This is a genomic window from Marivita sp. NO-S04, assembly GCF_059070475.1.
This window is the reverse complement of the sequence record NZ_CM180980.1, coordinates 536,252-552,981: the sequence shown is the minus strand read 5'-3', so window position 1 is coordinate 552,981 and position 16,730 is coordinate 536,252. Positions and strand designations below refer to the sequence as shown.

Sequence of the window (16,730 nt, the reverse complement as noted above, 5' to 3'; positions counted from 1 at the left end):
CTCAACGCAAAGCAAGGATGCGTCGACGCATCCTCCACCGCCCCTAGTTCAACGTCACCAGCTTGCCGGGGTTCATGATGTTGCCCGGATCAATCGCTTTCTTGAGCGTTACCATAAGCGCGTAGGCCGCACCGTGTTCCTGCACCAGATATTTGCGCTTGCCTGCACCGATCCCGTGCTCGCCGCTGACAGTGCCACCAAATTCGAGCGCGAGCATGTTGACCGCTTCGACAAGGTCTTTGGCGCGCCCAAGTTCGTCATCGCTTTCCGGATCAACAAGGATCAGGAGGTGGAAGTTTCCATCCCCCACATGCCCGACAATCGGAGCAAGAAAACCCGACTCGACCGCCAAATTCTTGGCGCGCATAAGGCATTCGGACAGCTTGGAAATTGGCACGCAGCAATCAGTGACAACTCCGTTTGCCCCCGGTCGCAGTGACCGACCCGCATAATATGCGTTGTGCCGCGCCTGCCAGAGACGGTTGCGGTCTTCTGTCTTGGTGGCCCATTGGAAATCCGACCCACCATGCTCACCAACGAGCGCGGCAAAGCTTTCAACTTGTTCGGCCACACCTGCCTCGGACCCATGGAATTCAAGGAACAGATGCGGCGTTTCGGGCAAACCCATATCGGGGTTGTAGATATTCATGCCCTTCATTTGCAGCTCATCCAAAAGCTCGACCCGCGCCAAGGGCAACCCGATCTGGATCGCAAGGATCACGGTGTTCACCGCGCTTTCGATGTCCGGGAAGGCGCAGGTCGCAGCCGCCACGTGCTCAGGTTGGCCGCGCAGTTTAACCGTCAGTTTCGTAATGATCCCCAGCGTGCCTTCTGATCCGACAAAAAGATGGGTCAGGTCATACCCGCTCGAGGATTTCCGCGCCCGGCTTCCGGTTTCGATGATCTGCCCATCCGGCAGCACCACTTCCAGCGCCAGAACATTGTCCGCCATCGTGCCGTAACGCACCGTATTGGTGCCCGACGCGCGCGTCGCTGCCATACCACCCAACGTGGCGTCCGCGCCGGGGTCGACTGTGAACATCAGCCCTGTGGCGCGCAGTTCCTCGTTCAATTGCACCCGCGTGACACCGGGTTCGACCACAGCGTCCAGATCGCTTTCGTTGACCTGCAGCACCTTGTTCATTCGGCTCGTATCGACAGTAATCCCGCCATGAATGGGCACGATATGTCCTTCAAGCGACGATCCAATCCCATACGGAATCACCGGACATCCGTGCTGGGAACAGGTCTTGAGGATCTGTGACACCTCTTCGGTCGTCTCGGGAAAGACCACGGCGTCCGGGAGAACGGGTCGGGTGTAGGCCTCGTCATGGCTGTGCTGATCAAGGATGGACGGTCCCGTGGACAGCCGCTCTCCCAAGACGTCGCGCAAAGCGGCGATGGTTGCTTCGATGTTGGTGTTGGACATGCGGGCCTCCCTAATCGGGGCCACGCTACTGCGTCATCGCGACAGGGAAAACCCCGATCAGCCGTCAATCGGTTCAATCAACTCGGGCCCCGACGCGCGGTTCGAATTGACCTTTGGGTCAACCCGGTAAAACGCCATCGCGCCCTCAGGCGCTGCCTTCATCAGTGTTGCCGCGCCATGCCCCGCCTCACCCAGCCAAAGCGCCCAATCCTCGGGGCGCAGCGTCACAGGCTGGCGGTGGTGAATGGACGACATCCGGTCATTGGCTGCGGTGGTCACAATGGCGCAAGTCCGATGGGCCACGCCGTCGCGTTCCCAATCCTGCCAGACCCCCGCGAAGACCAGTAATTCGGCATCTGCCGGATGGATGTACCACGGCAGGCGGTTACCCTCTTCGTCCTTAGTCCATTCATAAAACCCCGTCGCGGGGATCAGGCAGCGCCGCTCCCGGCACGCTGCTTTGAATGCAGGCTTTTCAGCTATGGTTTCCGCTCGTGCATTGATCAGAAGCGGTCCGCCATTTTCCGCCTTGTACCAATGCGGCAGGAACCCCCAGCGCATCGCCACCAGCCGCCGTTGCCCCTCCAGCGTGTGCACTGCATGGACAAGATTGGTCGGGCAAATGTTGTGATTAGGAATGTCAGGCAAGGCGTTCGACGGCACCGCATCGAACAATTGCGCCATCGCGTCATGCGGCAGGGTCAGGGCGAAACGTCCACACATGGGCGAAAAGGCAGGCCGGGCACGATCACCCGGCCTGCATATGCCTTACTTGTTCACGGTGATCCGACCATCCGTGAAGGGCTGGTACGGGCCAACCTTGGCCAGATATTCAGCCGTCACATCCGCCAGATCGGGGCCATAGTCATAGGCGTTCATCGCATCGCGGAACATGCGGTAGCCATCGCCGCCATTGCGAACATAATTATTCGACACAGCCCCATAGGTCGCCTCTGGATCAAGTGCGGCATCGCCAACCATCACGTTCGAAATACGGCTGCCCGGTGCCTGCGTCAGATCAACGGTAAAGCTCATGCCCGCCACTTGCGGGAAACGGCCAGCGCCCTCTTCCACCTGACTCACACCGTTCTCAAGAGCCGCAAGGATCTGCGCGCCCGTCACCTCGAAGGTCGACAATGTGTTCTGGAACGGCAGCACCGACAGAACTTCGCCCATCGTCACTTCGCCTGCATCAATCGAGGAACGTAGACCACCCCCGTTCTGAATGGCGATCTGCACGCCCTGATCCTTTACACGGTCGAGCATTGCGTCGGCCACAAGGTTGCCCATCGGGCATTCCATCGCGCGGCAGACATCACGGCTGCCTTCAATGGCCTCCGCAGCTTCAGCGACGATCCGTGTCTTCATCTCTTCGATCGGCCCGGCAAGTTCTGCCACACGGGCCACGATCTCGGCGTCTTCCTCGACCGATGCATCAAGCAGAATGGTATCGCCCGACGCGTAAGTCAGATTGCCCTCATCGTCGAAGTTCAGTTCGAGATGACCTACATATTTGGAATAAGCATAGGCCTGCACCACCGGCACCAGCGTGCCATCTTCCTGGCTCGCGAATGTCGGGTAGGCTCCGGCGCGGTCAGGATCAGAGGCGCTCAGATAGGTGTGGCTGTGACCACCAACAACCGCATCCAGCCCCGGAACCGCCGCCGCGATTTCAAGGTCTTTCGGCAGACCGACATGGGTCAGAGCGATAATCTTGGTCACACCCTCAGCAGTCAATGTCGCAACATCAGCAGAGATGCTGTCGATCTCGTTCTGGAAAATCACGGCATCCGACGGCGACGAGGTTTCCACAGTATCAACGGCCAGCGCCGACACGATGCCGATTTTCTCTCCACCGACTTCCAGCACGACATGGTTCTGAACCTTGTCCGCCAGAATATTCGACTGGCTCACATCAAGGTTGCCCGAGATTACCGGGAACGACACGTTGTCGATGAGCTTGAGCAAGCCTTCATCGCCATCGTCGAATTCGTGGTTGCCGACGGCCATCACGTCGAATCCGATCTTCTCCATCATCTCGGCTTCAACGTCGCCTTTGTACGTCGTGTACATCAACGAGCCCTGATACTGATCACCTGCATCCAAAACGATGACGTTCTGACCATCCAGTTCGGCACGAAGCTGGTCGATCATCGTCTTGACCCGCGCGACACCCCCAAAACATTTACCTTCGGCGTTGTCCTCGGCGGAACAGGTCGAATCGAAGCGGTTGATCGGTTCAATGCGGCTGTGCAAATCATTGATGTGAATAACATGCAGCGTGTAATCGGCCTGTGCCACACCAGCAGTCAGCGCCAAAGCTGCGGCACTGGAAAGAAGTCGGTAAGACATGTGAGTCCCCTCTGTCGGATTGTTATGGCGCAATCGTGCATCGCCTTGCGGGGGGAGTCAAAACTTACGCTAGGGACACAGACCCATTTGCCCATGGCCCGCATCTTCAACAGGCAGATGACAGCGCTTGACGCCGCGACGCACAAACGGCACATCCAAAGCCATGATCTATAAAATCCTCCGCTCTGATGAATGGGCCGCCTTGCAGTCCGACGGTGAAACCTCCGGCGCACCGATCGACATATCCGATGGCTATGTGCATTTCTCGACTGCCGAACAGGTACGTGAAACGGCGACCAAGCATTTCTCAGGCGCCGAAAGGTTGATGCTCTTGGCCTATGATGAAGACACCATGGCCGGTGAACTGCGGTGGGAACCATCCCGTGGCGGCGCGTTGTTTCCACATCTCTACGGCCCCCTGCGGTTGGCCGATGTGGTCTGGGCCAAACCTCTGCCGATGCAGGGCAGCGGTCACGATTTCCCGGACGATATCACATGAGCTTGTTCGAACAGACCGGATTGCAGCTGCTGCACCGATTTGACCCGGAAACCGCACATGGTTTGGCGATCAAAGCCCTGCAGCTTGGGCTGACGCCGTCTGTTGGCACCGTGACCAGCCCGCGCCTGCGCACGTCTTTCGCGGGTCTCACCCTGCCAAACCCGGTGGGCCTAGCCGCTGGCTTTGACAAGAACGCAACCGCTCTGCGCCCGCTGTCACGCGCCGGCTTCGGCTTCATAGAGGTGGGTGCCGCCACTCCTCGCCCGCAACCCGGCAACCCGAAACCCCGCCTTTTTCGATTGACCGAAGATCGCGCCGTGATCAACCGGTTCGGTTTCAACAATGACGGTATGAAGGTCATTGCAACACGTCTGGAACAGCGCCCCAGCGACGCGATCATCGGCCTCAACCTTGGCGCAAACAAAGACAGCGAAAACCGCGCAGGCGATTTCGCAACGGTGCTGGCCACATGCGCGGCACATCTCGACTTCGCCACAGTCAATGTCAGCTCGCCCAACACCGAGAAACTACGCGACCTGCAAGGCAAAGAGGCGCTTGCGGCTTTGCTCGCAGGTGTGATGGACACCCGCAATGCCCTGGATCGTCCGATTCCGATCTTCCTCAAGATCGCGCCGGATCTGAGCGAAGCGGAAATTACAGATGTGGCGGAAGTCGCTTTGACCTCGGGCATCGACGGGCTGATTGCCACAAACACGACGCTTGATCGCGCGGGCCTCGCATCGCTGCACGCACCCGAAAAAGGCGGGTTGTCCGGGCGCCCCCTGTTCGAGAAATCCACCCGCGTGCTTGCACAACTCTTCCACGCGACCGAAGGCCGTCTGCCGATCATCGGCGTTGGCGGCATTTCATCACCAGAAGACGCCTACACCAAGATCAAGGCGGGCGCTTCAGCGGTGCAGCTCTACTCTGCACTGACTTATGAGGGGCTAAGCCTCGTGCCGAAGATCGCGAACGGACTGGATGCTTTGCTCAAGCGTGACGGATTTAATACGGTCGCTGAAGCAGTCGGGTCCGCGACCTGACCCCACCTCTTCTGTGTTTCACAAATATCTCTGGGTCTGGGGAAGAGCCAAAGGATTTCCCGCCCGCGGAAACCCCTGACGCGTCTGCTAGAGCTTGACCGGCACGCGCGTCGCCTGAATGAACTCCTGGATCACCCCGGCGTCCTTGACACCCGGCGCGGTTTCAACACCAGACGACACGTCCACCTGTTTCGCCCCGGTCAGGGCAATTGCCTCGGCTACGTTGTCGGGCGTCAAACCGCCCGCCAGCATCCACGGCTTTGACCACCGCCGCGCCGAGATCAGCCGCCAGTCAAAGGACACTCCGTTGCCGCCCGGCAAATCTGCGTTTTTGGGAGGCTTGGCATCTACGAGGATCTGATCCGCCACTTCGGCGTAGAGATCGAGTGCCGCCACATCTTCCTGGTCCGCCACGCCAACCGCTTTCATCACCGGCAAGCCATAGCGGGAGCGCACCTCGGAAACACGCTTGGGACTTTCGGACCCGTGCAATTGCAGAATGTCCAATGGGACCGCTGCGGTGATCGCATCCAAAAGAGCATCATCGGCGTTCACCACCAAGGCAACTTTGGCCACGCCGACGGGCACTTCAACCGCCAGATGGCGCGCCTGTTCGATGGTCACATTGCGCGGACTTTTGGGAAAGAACACGAAACCGGCATAGGCTGCGCCAGCATCCGCTACCGCGGACACATCTTCGGGTCGGGTCAACCCGCAGATTTTAACGCGAATGCCTGGGGTCATGGAACCGCTCAGCTTGCCTCGTCGAGAAGAGCCAGAACTTCGTCCTTGTCTTTGTCGCGCTCTGCTTTCGTGCGACGCAATTCGCGCTCTAATCGCTTAACCTCGGCCTGACGTTGAGAGGCAGCGGCCCGATGCTTGTGCTCGCGCAGCCATTCCCACACGAAGCCGATAAACAGGCCTGCGACGATGCCACCAAAGATCACGATGAAAAGCGGCAATTCGATCGATCGGTTCATCCCAACCAGATCAGACAGCCCCGATGGCAGCAGTTGCAGCATCACCATGTCACGATTAGCGAGTGCAACAGACACCAGCGCGATGGCCAGTGCCGCAAGAAATGCATAGCGAATGTATCGCATCAGTTTTTACTTCCCGTTCAATCTGTCTCGTAGCAGCTTGCCCGTCTTAAAGAACGGCACATGCTTTTCTTCCACTTCGACCGCCTCGCCGGTACGCGGGTTGCGGCCGGTCCGGGCATCGCGTTTCTTGACCGAAAACGCGCCGAAGCCCCTTAGCTCGACCCGGTCTCCACGTGCCATGGCGTCGATGATTTCTTCAAAAATGGTATTCACGATCCGCTCGACATCGCGTTGGTACAAATGCGGATTGTCGTCAGCAATCTTTTGAATCAACTCAGACCGTATCATCGTCTCACATCCCTCTGGCCACACGCCCGTTCCGTGCTTTTGTTTCGGTCGAGTATACGCACGACAATCCAAGACGGAAACCGCGGCGTTTGCGCGTTTGGCAGAAAGTTAAGCCAAATTAAGCCGTTCCAAGGCGGGCACCGGGGTGATTTGGTGCAAAATCCGCGTTCGGCGCGCGCGCGCCTGTGTGTAAGTTGCATTACGATTCGCGTGTTTGGCGCCTGATATCGCCCTTGAATTCTGGTCCAACCTCTGGACTTCCGACAGCTTCGCTGGCTCATTAAGCGCAACCAAATACGAAAGGGAGACCCCATGAAACTGCTGCGTTTCGGAGAGCTTGGCGCCGAGAAACCCGGGCTGGTAGATGACGACGGGCAGATCAGGGATCTGTCTGCCCATGTCGATGATATCACCGGCACGACAGTCACGCCCGAAGCACTCGATCGCCTCCGCGCGATTGATCCCACCTCCCTGCCCCGTGTCGATGCCGATACGCGGATCGGCGCTTGTGTCGGTTCAGTTGGCAAACTGATCGCGATTGGTCTCAACTATGCCGACCACGCTGCCGAGGCAAACATGGCACTGCCCGAGGAACCCATCGTGTTCTTCAAGGCCACCTCATCGATCTGCGGCCCCAATGACGCCATCGAGATCCCGCGCGGATCAACCAAAGCGGACTGGGAAGTAGAACTGGGCGTGGTGATCGGCACCCGCGCAAAATACGTATCCGAGGCCGACGCCCTGTCGCATGTTGCAGGCTATTGCATCGTGAACGACGTGAGCGAACGTGACTTCCAGCTTCACCGCTCGGGCCAGTGGGTCAAAGGCAAATCTCACGACACCTTCGCACCGATGGGTCCATGGCTTGTGACAGCGGACAAGGTGGCCGATCCTCAGAACCTCGCTATGTCGCTTTCGGTCAACGGCCAGACCATGCAGGATGGCTCCACCCGCACGATGCATTTCTCGGTGGCGACCGTGATTTCGCATCTGTCCCAGTTCATGACGCTTCACCCGGGCGACGTGATCGCAACTGGCACGCCTCCGGGCGTCGGAATGGGTCAAAAACCGCAAGTTTATCTTGGTGAAGGTGACAGCATGGTGCTGAGCATCGAGGGCTTGGGCGAACAGCGCCAAACCTGCATCGCGGCACACAGTTGACGACAGGCGAAGCCTAGGGCCAGCCTACCTACCGGTTCTGGCAGTATGATGATCTGCCCAGACGTTAGGGTCTGGGCAGATCAACCTTTGGCTTCAGTGGGCGTTGTTGCATTACCCCGGCCTGAGGCGTGACGTCCCCTTACCCCGCTGACGTTATGCCACGCGGACGATCTCGGCGGTGCCGAGGGCGTTGAAGCGGTTCATGAGGGCGATGCGGATGTGGATTTCGGCGGTCTGTCGGTCGGGGTCTCTTGCCATGATACGCTCGCCGAAGGATTTCAGGCAGCGCATCTTCGCCTCGATCCGGTTGCGGGCGTGGTATCCGGTCCAGCGTTTCCAGAACGCCCGCCCGTAGTATCGCGTCGCGCGCAGGGTGTCGTTGCGGGCGCGTGCAGCCGGGCAGTCTTCTTTCCAGAGACGTCCGTTCTTTCGGATCGGGATGATCGGAACGGCGTCGCGTTCGATGATGGCCTTGTGGCAGCGGCGTGTGTCGTAGGCGCCGTCGGCGGTGACCGTGCCTATCTGCTCACCTGCCGGGATCTGGCCGAGCAGGTCGGGCAGCACGGGGCTGTCGCCGTCGCGGCTGGGGGTGAACTCGACTGCCCGGATGTCCGAGGTGGTGGTGTCCATGGCCAGATGGACTTTGCGCCATTGGCGTCGGCCTTGCACCCCGTGCTTGCGGGCCTGCCATTCGCCATCGCCGAGGAACTTGATCCCGGTGCTGTCGACCAGCAGGTTCAGCGGGCCGTCCGCACGGCGATACGGGACCTGGACGGCCAAGGTCTTTTGCCTGCGGCACAGCGTGGAAAAGTCCGGCACGGGCCAGTCCAGGCCGGCCAGTCGCAGCAGGCTGGCCACCATTCCGGCGGTCTGGCGCAACGGCAACTTGAACAGGACTTTGATCGATAAGCAGAACTGTATGGCCGCATCGGAAAACACCGCCGGACGTCCGGGTCGACTGTCACGCGGCGCGCGCCAGGTCATGTCCTTGTCGACCCAGATGAGCAGAGACCCCCGCTTCCTGAGTGACGCGTTGTAGCTGGACCAGTTCGTCGTGCGATAGCGGGCGGGAGATGGCTTGCTCATGCACCGCGTCTAACGCCATGGATTCGCGAAGTGAATCCTTCGTCGTCAGACTTTTGCAACAATGCCGACCTGATGACGGTTGTGACTTCAGTAAAACCTGCCGATGCCCACAAGCACGGAGTGCTCTTCGTTTTTGCGGCTGGCGTTCTCTGGTCGACTGTGGGTCTGGGCATCCGGCTGATCGAAGAGGCAGTGGTTTGGCAGATCCTGCTCTATCGATCGATCAGCATGTCGGTGTTTCTATACCTGGTCATTCGCATCCGATCCGGGGAAAGTCCTTTTGTGCAAATCCGTCGTGTCGGCTTGCCTGCAGTCATCGCCGGTCTGTCTTTGGTCGCCGCCTATTCCGGTGGAATTTACGCGATACAGAACACCTCGGTTGCGAATGCCATGCTGCTATTTGCGACAGCGCCGTTTATGGCGGCGGTTCTGGGATGGCTCGTTCTTCGCGAACCGGTGCGCAGAGCAACCTGGGTGGCGATTGCCGTTGCCATCGGAGGGATCGCGATCATGGTCGCAGACAAATCCGGCAGCGTCGCTCTGATGGGAAGCCTCGCCGCCCTTGGGTCGGCACTGGGGTTCGCGATCTTCACAGTTGCGTTGCGCTGGGGAAAGACAGGGGAAATGCTGCCTTCCGTGTTTGTATCCGGCCTGTTCGCCATAGTGATCACGATCGGAGTTTGCCAATACCAGGGGCTGTCACTGATGATCGGCGCTCGCGATGGGGGCATTGCGATGGGTATGGGAGTGTTCCAGGTCGGGGCGGGGCTGATCCTCTACACGCTTGGATCACGCAGCCTGCCTGCCGCGGAGCTTGCTTTGCTGTCCTTGGCAGAGGTGCTTCTTGGTCCGTTCTGGGTCTGGCTGTTTCTGGGCGAAACCGCGACCGTCAATACTCTGCTCGGCGGCCTTGTCCTGCTTGCCGCAATTGCCGGAAATGCGCTTTCCGGCAAAAGACGAAAACCTCCACCGATCACCGCCCCTTGAGGATGATCTGAGACACATCCCAAAGCAGCCGGCACGCGTCCTTCGATAATTATGCGAGGCGGATCTGAAACATCCGCCCCGGCAGTCATCAGCTGTCAGGCGCGTTGGGGAAGAACAGTTGTTGGTCAGCCACTTTGTAACCTGCAATGGCGTCCTGTCCTTCGTCCGAAACCAGCCAATCGGCAAAGGTCTGCGCGGCATCCACGTTCACGGATGGGCATCTCGCGGGGTTTACGGGGATTACACCGTACTGGTTGAACATATCCTCATCGCCTTGAACCGCAATCTGGTAGTCCTGCTTGTTCGCGAAGCTGATCCAGGTGGCACGGTCCGTCATGACATAGGCCCCCATGCCAATCCCGGCATTGAGCGTCGCCCCCATGCCCGAGCCGGTTTCACGATACCATCCGCCACTGGCGGCACTCGGGTCGACACCACTGTCCGCCCAAAGCGCCATTTCCTTTTTGTGCGTCCCACTGTCGTCGCCGCGTGACGCAAACAACGCGCCTCCCTCAGCGATCTTGGCCAGCGCGCCCTGCACATCATTCATACCGGCGACGCCCGCCGGGTCTGCAGCGGGGCCGACCACAACGAAATCATTGTACATCAGATTCGTCCGCTTCGTGCCAAACCCGTCGGCGACGAATTTCTCCTCGGATGCCTTCGCGTGAACCAGCAACACGTCGCCATCGCAGTTTTTGGCGTTCTTGATCGCCTGTCCGGTGCCCACGGCCACGACGTTGACCTGAATGCCGGTTTCCGCCTGAAAGATCGGCAGAAGATGGTCATAGAGGCCCGAGTTCGCAGTCGATGTGGTCGACTGGACGATGATGGACTGATCCTGCGCCCATACTACGCCGCCAATGAACAAGGCGATTGCGGTCGCGGTCAGGTGTTGATTAAGCACGTTGGTCTCTCCCTTTTTGGGTTATTGTGCCAGTGTCAGAAGACGATCCCGCCGTTCAGGTATTCCCGCGCCGCAGCACAGCTTGGCTTGGGGAAAAACTCGGCCGCCGGACTATGCTCGGCCACACGCCCCCTGTGGAGGAAGACGACATCATCGGCCATGCGCCGGGCCTGCCCCATGTCATGGGTTACGAAGATGATGCGAACACCGCGCCCGCGCGCGTCACTTACGATCCGTTCGATTGCAAGCACTGAAGCCGGGTCGAGGCTGGCTGTTGGCTCATCGAGGAACAAAACCTCCGGATCGGTGGCAAGCGCACGTGCCAACGCCAAGCGCTGCGCCTCACCGCCAGACAGCAGACGCGCTGGTTGGTTCGCCTTGTGCGTAAGACCCACATGATCAAGCAACGCATCGCGCCGGGCACGCGCCTTGCCACGCGCGTTCAGAACAAAGTCGATGTTGGCAGCCACGGACCGGCGCAACAGGACCGGCTTCTGGAACACCAGCGCTTGACGCGCGGTGACTTCCGTCGCCGAATGACGACCCCAAAGAAGCTGGCCCTCGGATGGTTGGATCAGTCCGTGGAGCAATTTGAGAAGCAGGCTTTTTCCAGACCCGTTTGGCCCCATGACTATTGTGCATCCAGACGCGCCAAGATCGAGAGACACGCCATCAAGCACGGTCACATCGCCGAAACGCAACACGACATCTCGAACCGAAAGCGGCAGGATGGGCGAACTTTGTGTATCCGCAGCCCCTTCAACGCCTGCCATGGTCATTGCGTCAGACATAAGCCTGCCTTGCAGCCGTCATGCGGACCGATTGCACCGCCGCATTCACGCCAAGCGCGATCACCAGAAGAATGATACCAAGCGCCAGCGCCAGCGCCAGATCGCCCTTGGATGTCTCTAGCGCAATCGCCGTCGTCATAACGCGCGTCAGGTGGTCGATATTGCCGCCAACGATGATCACCGCCCCGACCTCTGCGACGGCACGGCCGAACCCTGCCAGACCGACGGTCAGGAGTGAGTAGCGTGCATCCCATAAAAGCGCCTGCACCGTCTGCAATCGCGTCAGACAAAGAGAACGGAACTGCTCGGCATATTCCGCATGCAGGTCTTCCAGCACTTGCCGCGACAACGCCGCCACGATTGGCGCGATGAGGATGGTCTGCGCAATAATCATCGCTGTCGGTGTGTATAGCAAACCAAGGAAACCCAGAGGGCCTGACCGCGACAGGTGCAGGTAAACCAGCAGACCCACAACAACCGGCGGCAGCCCCATCAGAGCATTCATCACAATCAAAACCGCACTGCGCCCCCGAAACCGACCTATGGCCACAAGCGCTCCAATCGGCAGCCCGATCAGGCACGCGATTGCCGTTGCCGTAAGACTGACCCGGAGCGAGAGCAGAACGATCTCGAGCAAATCCGCATCGCCAGACAACACAAGGGCAACTGCAAGGCTCAATGCTTCCCAAATACTTTGCAAGATATTCCCTATGGCTGCATATTTTCCGACACCAGAACAGCTATGCAGTTACGGAACAGAAGTACAAGGTGGGAATTGATCAACATTAGCCAGGAAATTTTTGAAACTGGCAAAGCGACAAGGTGCGAATAACTGCATTCTTTACGGAAACCTATGTCAAGAATACAAATGATCCGCGCGACAATGGCCCAAAAATCGCCAGCGTGAGCAGCAGACCAAATGGCGCGTAACCTTTTCGGCAAGGTGCTTTGATCCCGACCGGGCCTTGCTCCCACGTTTCTGTCAGGCCTCTCAGATTCCCATGCGTAGGCCTTTCTGAGCGTTGATGGCATGGCAGTGCGGGGTATGTCCGCGAGCATCAAGCCGCCTGTTGGTCGACAGGATTACCAGTTCTTTGGCTGATAAACCCGCTGCACTCGTCCAATCGTCAAGTAGCCTTCGGGCCGCAGCGCACTCTGCGCCATGTTTCGTTAGGTCTCTTGTTCAATGAGCCGGGCGGGCAACGTGTGGGACAACTCGGCAATGGAGAGGTTCCTCTCGTCGCTGAAAACCGAGCGCACCGCCCGCAAGGTCCACCGGACGCGCGATGAGCGCTCGTAGCGATGTGCTCGACCACTTCGAGCGCTTCAACAATCCAAGGCGACGCCATTCAAAGCTGGGCTACCTAGACCCCATGGCGTTCACGGACCAAATTATGCAAACCTACCCTCTGTCCACCAAACTGACAGTCGGCTAAGCGCGAAATCTGCCGACGATCCGTTCAACGCACTGCACTTCCCTGAATTGCGTGCATCGGCTCTTTGGCAGCAGCAGCCTCAGCCGTGAGACCACAGTCAAAAACGACATCCGAGCCAATCGAAAACACGCGCATATCCGGGCGGATCGCATCCGAGAGCTTCTCGCTTGGCGAAGGCATTGTCAGACCTTGGGGTCCCCCCCCAATGAGGAGCGGAGCCACAGCCACCTGAAGTCGGGTCAGAAGCCCTGCCTCGAGGAATCGGGAAATCGTGATAGACCCCCCTTCGACAAGCAGGTTCCGCAACCCCTCAGCGCGCAGCGCGAGCGAGATCTGTCGAGGATCGAACTTGTTATCGTGTGCATCCAGCCGAATGACGGTGACACCCGTGGGCCGCGCCCTGTCGACCCCTTGGATCACGAACTTTCGAGTTCCATCATCGGCAAAGACCGGTGCGTCATCGGACAGCCGTCCTTGCGGATCAATCACCACGCGGGCAGGGTTTTGTCCTTCACAAAGCCGAACCGTCAGCCTTGGTGAATCGTGCAGCGCTGTCCGAACGCCGATGACCACACCATCGACTAGTGCACGTATCCTGTGCAGATGCGCCAACCCGTCAGGGCCGGACACATCCCGCGCGTCGCCTGAGATGGTTGCCACGCGACCGTCCAGTGACTGGCCGATCTGGCCTATGGTCATCGGCCCGATGTCACGTCGCGCAATAGGACCGTAGAGTTCCAGCGCCGCTTTCTCGCCGGGGCTCCAGCGCCCGCAGCACGGGCACGCAAGTCCGTACCTGACGTCCAGCAAGCGCTGCCAAACCCGTGGCGTGACGTCAACGAAGGACATGGGTGCTCTCCTGCAAGTTCCCGGATGGTAGGGCCAGAATGTCGATATGGCCGATACGGCACTGTGTGCGACCAGCGCTGGCATGACGGTGACGGCCCCAAGATGCGGCGGAGTCTTGAGCCCCCACTTCGGCAGCGGCCTGAGCGATCCCATCTGTCAGTTCGCGCTGCAACGGCGCCATGTCGGGCCCAAGCAACCAAGTGCTGTCTGCACTCAAGACCGTGAAACCCGCCGCCTCGAAGAGCGCTATGGTCCGCTTGGCTGAATGTGGTCCAAGCGCCGGTCCTATACCTTTGTCACCCACCTGATGCTGATTGAAGGCTGCGGTCACCGCGGCATCATCCTGATGTTCAGGATCCCATGACATGCGCCCATCATAGTTGAGCGTCGCATAGAACGGGACGTCCATCCGCCCTGCCAAATCCGCCACCCAAGCCTCTGGCATGAGGTCCAACAATGCGGATGCGGTGACAAGAGAAGCCCCATCCAAAGGCAATGTGTCCATCTGGCCAAGATCCGCCTCAACCAAGTCAGCGTTTCCCCCGGCAACACAGCCCGCTTCGGCCAACAGTGCGGGATCGTTGTCGATAAAGCGCCAACGCGCCTCAGATGGAAGATAGGGTGCAAGCGCGCGCCAAGTTGCGCCTGTTCCACATCCGAAATCCACCACAAGGGGATTGGGACCTGCCGCGATGGCAGCCTGCCGTGCGAGCGCCTCATCGCGCGCAGCGCGATCAGCGGGTTCGCGCAGGGACAACCATTCGGCAGAAAATCCCATGGCTCAGACCTCTGCCTCGTACCAGGCGCGGGCAACATGGCTTTCATGAAGCATGATGCGGAGTTTCTTGACCCGAGAATTGTCGGCCAGCTTTCCTGTTCGGACGTGATCCGCCATAGTCTTGAAAATGTGACCGCACAGAAACTCAGTGGTCGTGAACTTGCCCTTGCACTCAGGCACCTCGTCGAGGTTTTTGTAGCGTAGCGGTGCCAGCGTTTCGGCCAAAGCTTCGGTCGCAAGACCGATATCCACGACCAAACCATGCTCGTCGATATCGTCAGTGAAAAACGCGGCATCCACCGTAAACGTCGCACCGTGCATGCCCTGCGCAGGGCCGAATACGGGCGACGGCAGCGAATGGCCGATCATGATGTGGTCTCGGACTTCTACAGCGAACATGGTACCTCCTCAGGGTAAGTCATAGCGAATACGGTGGCAGAGCGTGGCGGGGTCAGACAAAATCCCGCCGTAGTGATCGGGCAACTCGTTGAACGATGTTTCGCCTGAAATAAGCGTGTCGAGAACTGGATCAGCGAGCAACTCCAGTGCCTTGGCCATTCGGCGGCCGTAACTCCAGCGCGGGGCACGCGCCGGGGGAATTTGCCCCACCTGCGAGCTACAAATCCGCAGACGCCGAGAGTGGAACGCGCCCCCGAGCGGCACTGATGTTTTCGCATCACCGTACCAGCTTCCCTCGACAACAGTCGCCTCCATCCCTGCGCAATCGATTGCCGTGGCAAGGCCCGCAGGACTGGCCGACAAGTGGAACACCAAGTCGCAATCTTGCGGGGCATGTTCTGGCAGAGAAAACTGACACCCCAAGCTTTCTGCAAGTGAAGACCGTTCCGCATTCAGGTCGACCAACGTGACCTCGGCCCCCGGCAGCCGCGACGCAAGGTAAGCCACAAGCGCGCCGACAACCCCCGCCCCGATTACCGCAATACGGTCTCCTGCGGCGGCACCACTGTCCCACAAAAGGTTGAGAGCCGTTTCCATGTTTGCGCCCAACACGGCGCGATCAGGAGGCACATTCTGGGGCAATGGGACCAAGGCGAACTCGGACGAACGAAAGCACGTCTGGTGAGGATGCAGCGCAAAGACCAGTTGTCCTTTGTTCGGACCCTCTGCGATACGGCCAACGACATTGTAGCCGTATTTGACAGGAAACGGGAACGCACCTTCCATGGCCGGGCCGCGCATGCGTTCATATTCCGAAGCGGGGACACGTCCTTCGAACACCAAACGCTCCGTGCCGCGGCTGATGCCGGAGAACAGAGCTTCAACCAGCACGCCGTCACCGAGGCTGCCGGGGCGTATCTCGGCAGTGCCCATGTCCACACACCAGAGTGCAAGAGCATGTTTCACAGCAGGTGGCCTGATTTGAGGACCTTGGTGGACAAGTAATGCGCGTTTTGCGCTGTCTGGCCGACGTTCAGCGGCACGCGCTCTGTTACCTCAACCCCCTGAGCAGCAAGGCTTGCCACTTTGGCCGGATTATTCGTGATCAGCCGAACGCGGTTGATACCCATGTTCTGCAGAATTTGGCCACCGATCCGAAAATCGCGTTGATCGTCTTCAAAGCCAAGCCAATGGTTCGCCTCGACCGTGTCGAGGCCCGCATCCTGCAGCGCGTAGGCGCGCATCTTGTTGGCAAGCCCAATGCCACGACCTTCCTGATTGAGGTAGACGAGCACCCCACCTCCGCCAGATGCCATCTTCGTCATAGCCGCGCGCAGTTGCGGACCACAGTCACATTTGAGACTGCCCAGCACATCTCCGGTGAAACAGGCCGAATGCAGACGAACCGTGACAGAGCCGGACAGGTCGGGTTGCCCGATCACGATGGCATAGTGTTCAGGCCCACCGTTATCGGGCCGAAAGACATGCACGCGTCCAGCTAATGCAGCGTCCATCGGCAACTGCGCCGAACTGACTTGGGACTGCGTGCTCGCCGCATCCAACGCCTGGATCGCAAGGTCGATGGGCATTGTCGTCAGGCCAAGTTCGGAAATGCTGCCCAT

Annotated in this window: 19 protein-coding genes and 1 pseudogene; 5 read left to right on the top strand and 15 right to left on the bottom strand. The window is 59.3% G+C overall.

Annotation, left to right across the window (positions count from 1 at the left end):
• Positions 1–43 precede the first annotated feature (43 nt).
• The 3 genes from ACK3EW_RS02880 to ACK3EW_RS02870 are packed head-to-tail and all read right to left on the bottom strand — an operon-like array spanning position 44 to position 3,781.
• Entirely contained in the window at positions 44–1,429 is a 1,386-nt protein-coding gene (locus tag ACK3EW_RS02880) for an FAD-binding oxidoreductase (protein WP_493808371.1), read from the bottom strand.
• 57 nt (positions 1,430–1,486) lie between these two features.
• Positions 1,487–2,152, bottom strand: a complete 666-nt coding sequence (locus ACK3EW_RS02875) for an SOS response-associated peptidase (RefSeq protein ID WP_493808370.1) — start codon at positions 2,150–2,152, stop codon at positions 1,487–1,489.
• 45 nt (positions 2,153–2,197) lie between these two features.
• Positions 2,198–3,781 carry a bifunctional metallophosphatase/5'-nucleotidase gene (locus ACK3EW_RS02870; protein ID WP_493808369.1) on the bottom strand — a complete coding sequence of 528 codons (1,584 nt, stop codon included), beginning with the start codon at positions 3,779–3,781 and terminating at the stop codon, positions 2,198–2,200.
• A 163-nt stretch (positions 3,782–3,944) separates the two neighbouring features.
• On the opposite strand from ACK3EW_RS02870, the gene ACK3EW_RS02865 reads away from it, so the two are divergent.
• Both ACK3EW_RS02865 and ACK3EW_RS02860 read left to right on the top strand, forming a co-directional pair.
• Positions 3,945–4,280: a DUF952 domain-containing protein gene (locus ACK3EW_RS02865; protein WP_493808368.1), complete on the top strand. Its 336-nt coding sequence runs from the start codon at positions 3,945–3,947 to the stop codon at positions 4,278–4,280.
• The gene (locus ACK3EW_RS02860) at positions 4,277–5,323 is read left to right on the top strand and encodes a quinone-dependent dihydroorotate dehydrogenase (protein WP_493808367.1); all 1,047 of its coding nucleotides are present in this window, start codon (positions 4,277–4,279) and stop codon (positions 5,321–5,323) included. The genes ACK3EW_RS02865 and ACK3EW_RS02860 overlap by 4 nt, the downstream gene beginning before the upstream one ends.
• 87 nt (positions 5,324–5,410) lie before the next feature.
• Here the strand turns inward: ACK3EW_RS02860 and ACK3EW_RS02855 are convergent, their stop codons facing one another.
• Genes ACK3EW_RS02855 through ihfB form a run of 3 tightly spaced genes read right to left on the bottom strand, consistent with a single transcriptional unit; the run spans position 5,411 to position 6,714 of the window.
• The gene (locus ACK3EW_RS02855; protein ID WP_439119815.1) at positions 5,411–6,067 is read right to left on the bottom strand and encodes a phosphoribosylanthranilate isomerase; all 657 of its coding nucleotides are present in this window, start codon (positions 6,065–6,067) and stop codon (positions 5,411–5,413) included.
• Positions 6,068–6,075: 8 nt separating this feature from the next.
• Positions 6,076–6,426 carry a lipopolysaccharide assembly protein LapA domain-containing protein gene (locus tag ACK3EW_RS02850; RefSeq protein WP_493808366.1) on the bottom strand — a complete coding sequence of 117 codons (351 nt, stop codon included), beginning with the start codon at positions 6,424–6,426 and terminating at the stop codon, positions 6,076–6,078.
• A gap of 6 nt (positions 6,427–6,432) precedes the next feature.
• Positions 6,433–6,714: an integration host factor subunit beta gene (gene ihfB / locus ACK3EW_RS02845; protein ID WP_085631630.1), complete on the bottom strand. Its 282-nt coding sequence runs from the start codon at positions 6,712–6,714 to the stop codon at positions 6,433–6,435.
• Positions 6,715–7,026: 312 nt separating this feature from the next.
• On the opposite strand from ihfB, the gene ACK3EW_RS02840 reads away from it, so the two are divergent.
• Positions 7,027–7,875 carry a fumarylacetoacetate hydrolase family protein gene (locus ACK3EW_RS02840; protein ID WP_439119813.1) on the top strand — a complete coding sequence of 283 codons (849 nt, stop codon included), beginning with the start codon at positions 7,027–7,029 and terminating at the stop codon, positions 7,873–7,875.
• Positions 7,876–8,028: 153 nt separating this feature from the next.
• Here ACK3EW_RS02840 and ACK3EW_RS02835 read toward each other — a convergent pair whose 3' ends face one another.
• Positions 8,029–8,961 (bottom strand): IS5 family transposase, encoded by a 933-nt coding sequence (locus ACK3EW_RS02835; RefSeq protein ID WP_493806415.1) that lies wholly within the window; start codon positions 8,959–8,961, stop codon positions 8,029–8,031.
• Positions 8,962–9,033: 72 nt separating this feature from the next.
• Here ACK3EW_RS02835 and ACK3EW_RS02830 point away from each other — a divergent pair, with 72 nt between their 5' ends.
• Positions 9,034–9,948 (top strand): DMT family transporter, encoded by a 915-nt coding sequence (locus tag ACK3EW_RS02830; RefSeq protein ID WP_493808365.1) that lies wholly within the window; start codon positions 9,034–9,036, stop codon positions 9,946–9,948.
• Between the two features lie 88 nt (positions 9,949–10,036).
• Here ACK3EW_RS02830 and ACK3EW_RS02825 read toward each other — a convergent pair whose 3' ends face one another.
• Genes ACK3EW_RS02825 through ACK3EW_RS02815 form a run of 3 tightly spaced genes read right to left on the bottom strand, consistent with a single transcriptional unit; the run spans position 10,037 to position 12,346 of the window.
• On the bottom strand, positions 10,037–10,855 hold the full coding sequence (locus tag ACK3EW_RS02825) for an ABC transporter substrate-binding protein (RefSeq protein WP_493808364.1): 819 nt from the start codon (positions 10,853–10,855) through the stop codon (positions 10,037–10,039).
• Positions 10,856–10,890: 35 nt separating this feature from the next.
• Positions 10,891–11,646, bottom strand: coding sequence for an ATP-binding cassette domain-containing protein (locus ACK3EW_RS02820; RefSeq protein WP_493808363.1), 756 nt, complete (start codon positions 11,644–11,646; stop codon positions 10,891–10,893).
• A complete protein-coding gene (locus tag ACK3EW_RS02815) occupies positions 11,639–12,346 on the bottom strand; it encodes an ABC transporter permease (RefSeq protein WP_085631581.1) in 708 nt (235 codons plus the stop codon). The genes ACK3EW_RS02820 and ACK3EW_RS02815 overlap by 8 nt, the downstream gene beginning before the upstream one ends.
• Positions 12,347–12,820: 474 nt before the next feature.
• On the opposite strand from ACK3EW_RS02815, the pseudogene ACK3EW_RS02810 reads away from it, so the two are divergent.
• Positions 12,821–13,082 (top strand): annotated as a pseudogene (locus ACK3EW_RS02810) (integrase core domain-containing protein); the annotation flags it as partial.
• A 24-nt stretch (positions 13,083–13,106) separates the two neighbouring features.
• On the opposite strand, the gene ACK3EW_RS02805 reads toward ACK3EW_RS02810, so the two are convergent.
• From ACK3EW_RS02805 to ribA, 5 genes are read right to left on the bottom strand one after another with little or no spacing between them, the layout of a single operon-like run.
• Complete coding sequence (locus tag ACK3EW_RS02805; protein WP_493808362.1) at positions 13,107–13,931, bottom strand: RibD family protein; 825 nt, start codon at positions 13,929–13,931, stop codon at positions 13,107–13,109.
• A complete protein-coding gene (locus tag ACK3EW_RS02800) occupies positions 13,918–14,709 on the bottom strand; it encodes a methyltransferase domain-containing protein (RefSeq protein ID WP_493808361.1) in 792 nt (263 codons plus the stop codon). Before ACK3EW_RS02800 ends, ACK3EW_RS02805 begins: the two co-directional genes overlap by 14 nt.
• Positions 14,710–14,712: 3 nt before the next feature.
• Positions 14,713–15,108 carry a 6-pyruvoyl trahydropterin synthase family protein gene (locus tag ACK3EW_RS02795; protein WP_493808360.1) on the bottom strand — a complete coding sequence of 132 codons (396 nt, stop codon included), beginning with the start codon at positions 15,106–15,108 and terminating at the stop codon, positions 14,713–14,715.
• A gap of 9 nt (positions 15,109–15,117) precedes the next feature.
• Positions 15,118–16,074: a zinc-dependent alcohol dehydrogenase gene (locus ACK3EW_RS02790; RefSeq protein ID WP_493808359.1), complete on the bottom strand. Its 957-nt coding sequence runs from the start codon at positions 16,072–16,074 to the stop codon at positions 15,118–15,120.
• Positions 16,071–16,730: a GTP cyclohydrolase II gene (gene ribA, locus ACK3EW_RS02785; protein ID WP_493808358.1), complete on the bottom strand. Its 660-nt coding sequence runs from the start codon at positions 16,728–16,730 to the stop codon at positions 16,071–16,073. Before ribA ends, ACK3EW_RS02790 begins: the two co-directional genes overlap by 4 nt.

Excerpts from the sequence above, each read along its gene's own strand:
- ACK3EW_RS02880 (WP_493808371.1), bottom strand. The coding sequence starts at position 1,429 with ATGTCCAACACCAACATCGAAGCAACCATCGCCGCTTTGCGCGACGTC.
- ACK3EW_RS02830 (WP_493808365.1), top strand. The coding sequence starts at position 9,034 with ATGACGGTTGTGACTTCAGTAAAACCTGCCGATGCCCACAAGCACGGA.
- ACK3EW_RS02865 (WP_493808368.1), top strand. The coding sequence starts at position 3,945 with ATGATCTATAAAATCCTCCGCTCTGATGAATGGGCCGCCTTGCAGTCC.
- ACK3EW_RS02835 (WP_493806415.1), bottom strand. The coding sequence starts at position 8,961 with ATGAGCAAGCCATCTCCCGCCCGCTATCGCACGACGAACTGGTCCAGC.
- ACK3EW_RS02805 (WP_493808362.1), bottom strand. The coding sequence starts at position 13,931 with ATGTCCTTCGTTGACGTCACGCCACGGGTTTGGCAGCGCTTGCTGGAC.
- ACK3EW_RS02800 (WP_493808361.1), bottom strand. The coding sequence starts at position 14,709 with ATGGGATTTTCTGCCGAATGGTTGTCCCTGCGCGAACCCGCTGATCGC.
- ACK3EW_RS02875 (WP_493808370.1), bottom strand. The coding sequence starts at position 2,152 with ATGTGTGGACGTTTCGCCCTGACCCTGCCGCATGACGCGATGGCGCAA.
- ACK3EW_RS02840 (WP_439119813.1), top strand. The coding sequence starts at position 7,027 with ATGAAACTGCTGCGTTTCGGAGAGCTTGGCGCCGAGAAACCCGGGCTG.
- ACK3EW_RS02870 (WP_493808369.1), bottom strand. The coding sequence starts at position 3,781 with ATGTCTTACCGACTTCTTTCCAGTGCCGCAGCTTTGGCGCTGACTGCT.
- ihfB (WP_085631630.1), bottom strand. The coding sequence starts at position 6,714 with ATGATACGGTCTGAGTTGATTCAAAAGATTGCTGACGACAATCCGCAT.
- ACK3EW_RS02820 (WP_493808363.1), bottom strand. The coding sequence starts at position 11,646 with ATGTCTGACGCAATGACCATGGCAGGCGTTGAAGGGGCTGCGGATACA.
- ACK3EW_RS02855 (WP_439119815.1), bottom strand. The coding sequence starts at position 6,067 with ATGACCCCAGGCATTCGCGTTAAAATCTGCGGGTTGACCCGACCCGAA.
- ACK3EW_RS02795 (WP_493808360.1), bottom strand. The coding sequence starts at position 15,108 with ATGTTCGCTGTAGAAGTCCGAGACCACATCATGATCGGCCATTCGCTG.
- ACK3EW_RS02860 (WP_493808367.1), top strand. The coding sequence starts at position 4,277 with ATGAGCTTGTTCGAACAGACCGGATTGCAGCTGCTGCACCGATTTGAC.
- ribA (WP_493808358.1), bottom strand. The coding sequence starts at position 16,730 with ATGGGCAGCATTTCCGAACTTGGCCTGACGACAATGCCCATCGACCTT.
- ACK3EW_RS02850 (WP_493808366.1), bottom strand. The coding sequence starts at position 6,426 with ATGCGATACATTCGCTATGCATTTCTTGCGGCACTGGCCATCGCGCTG.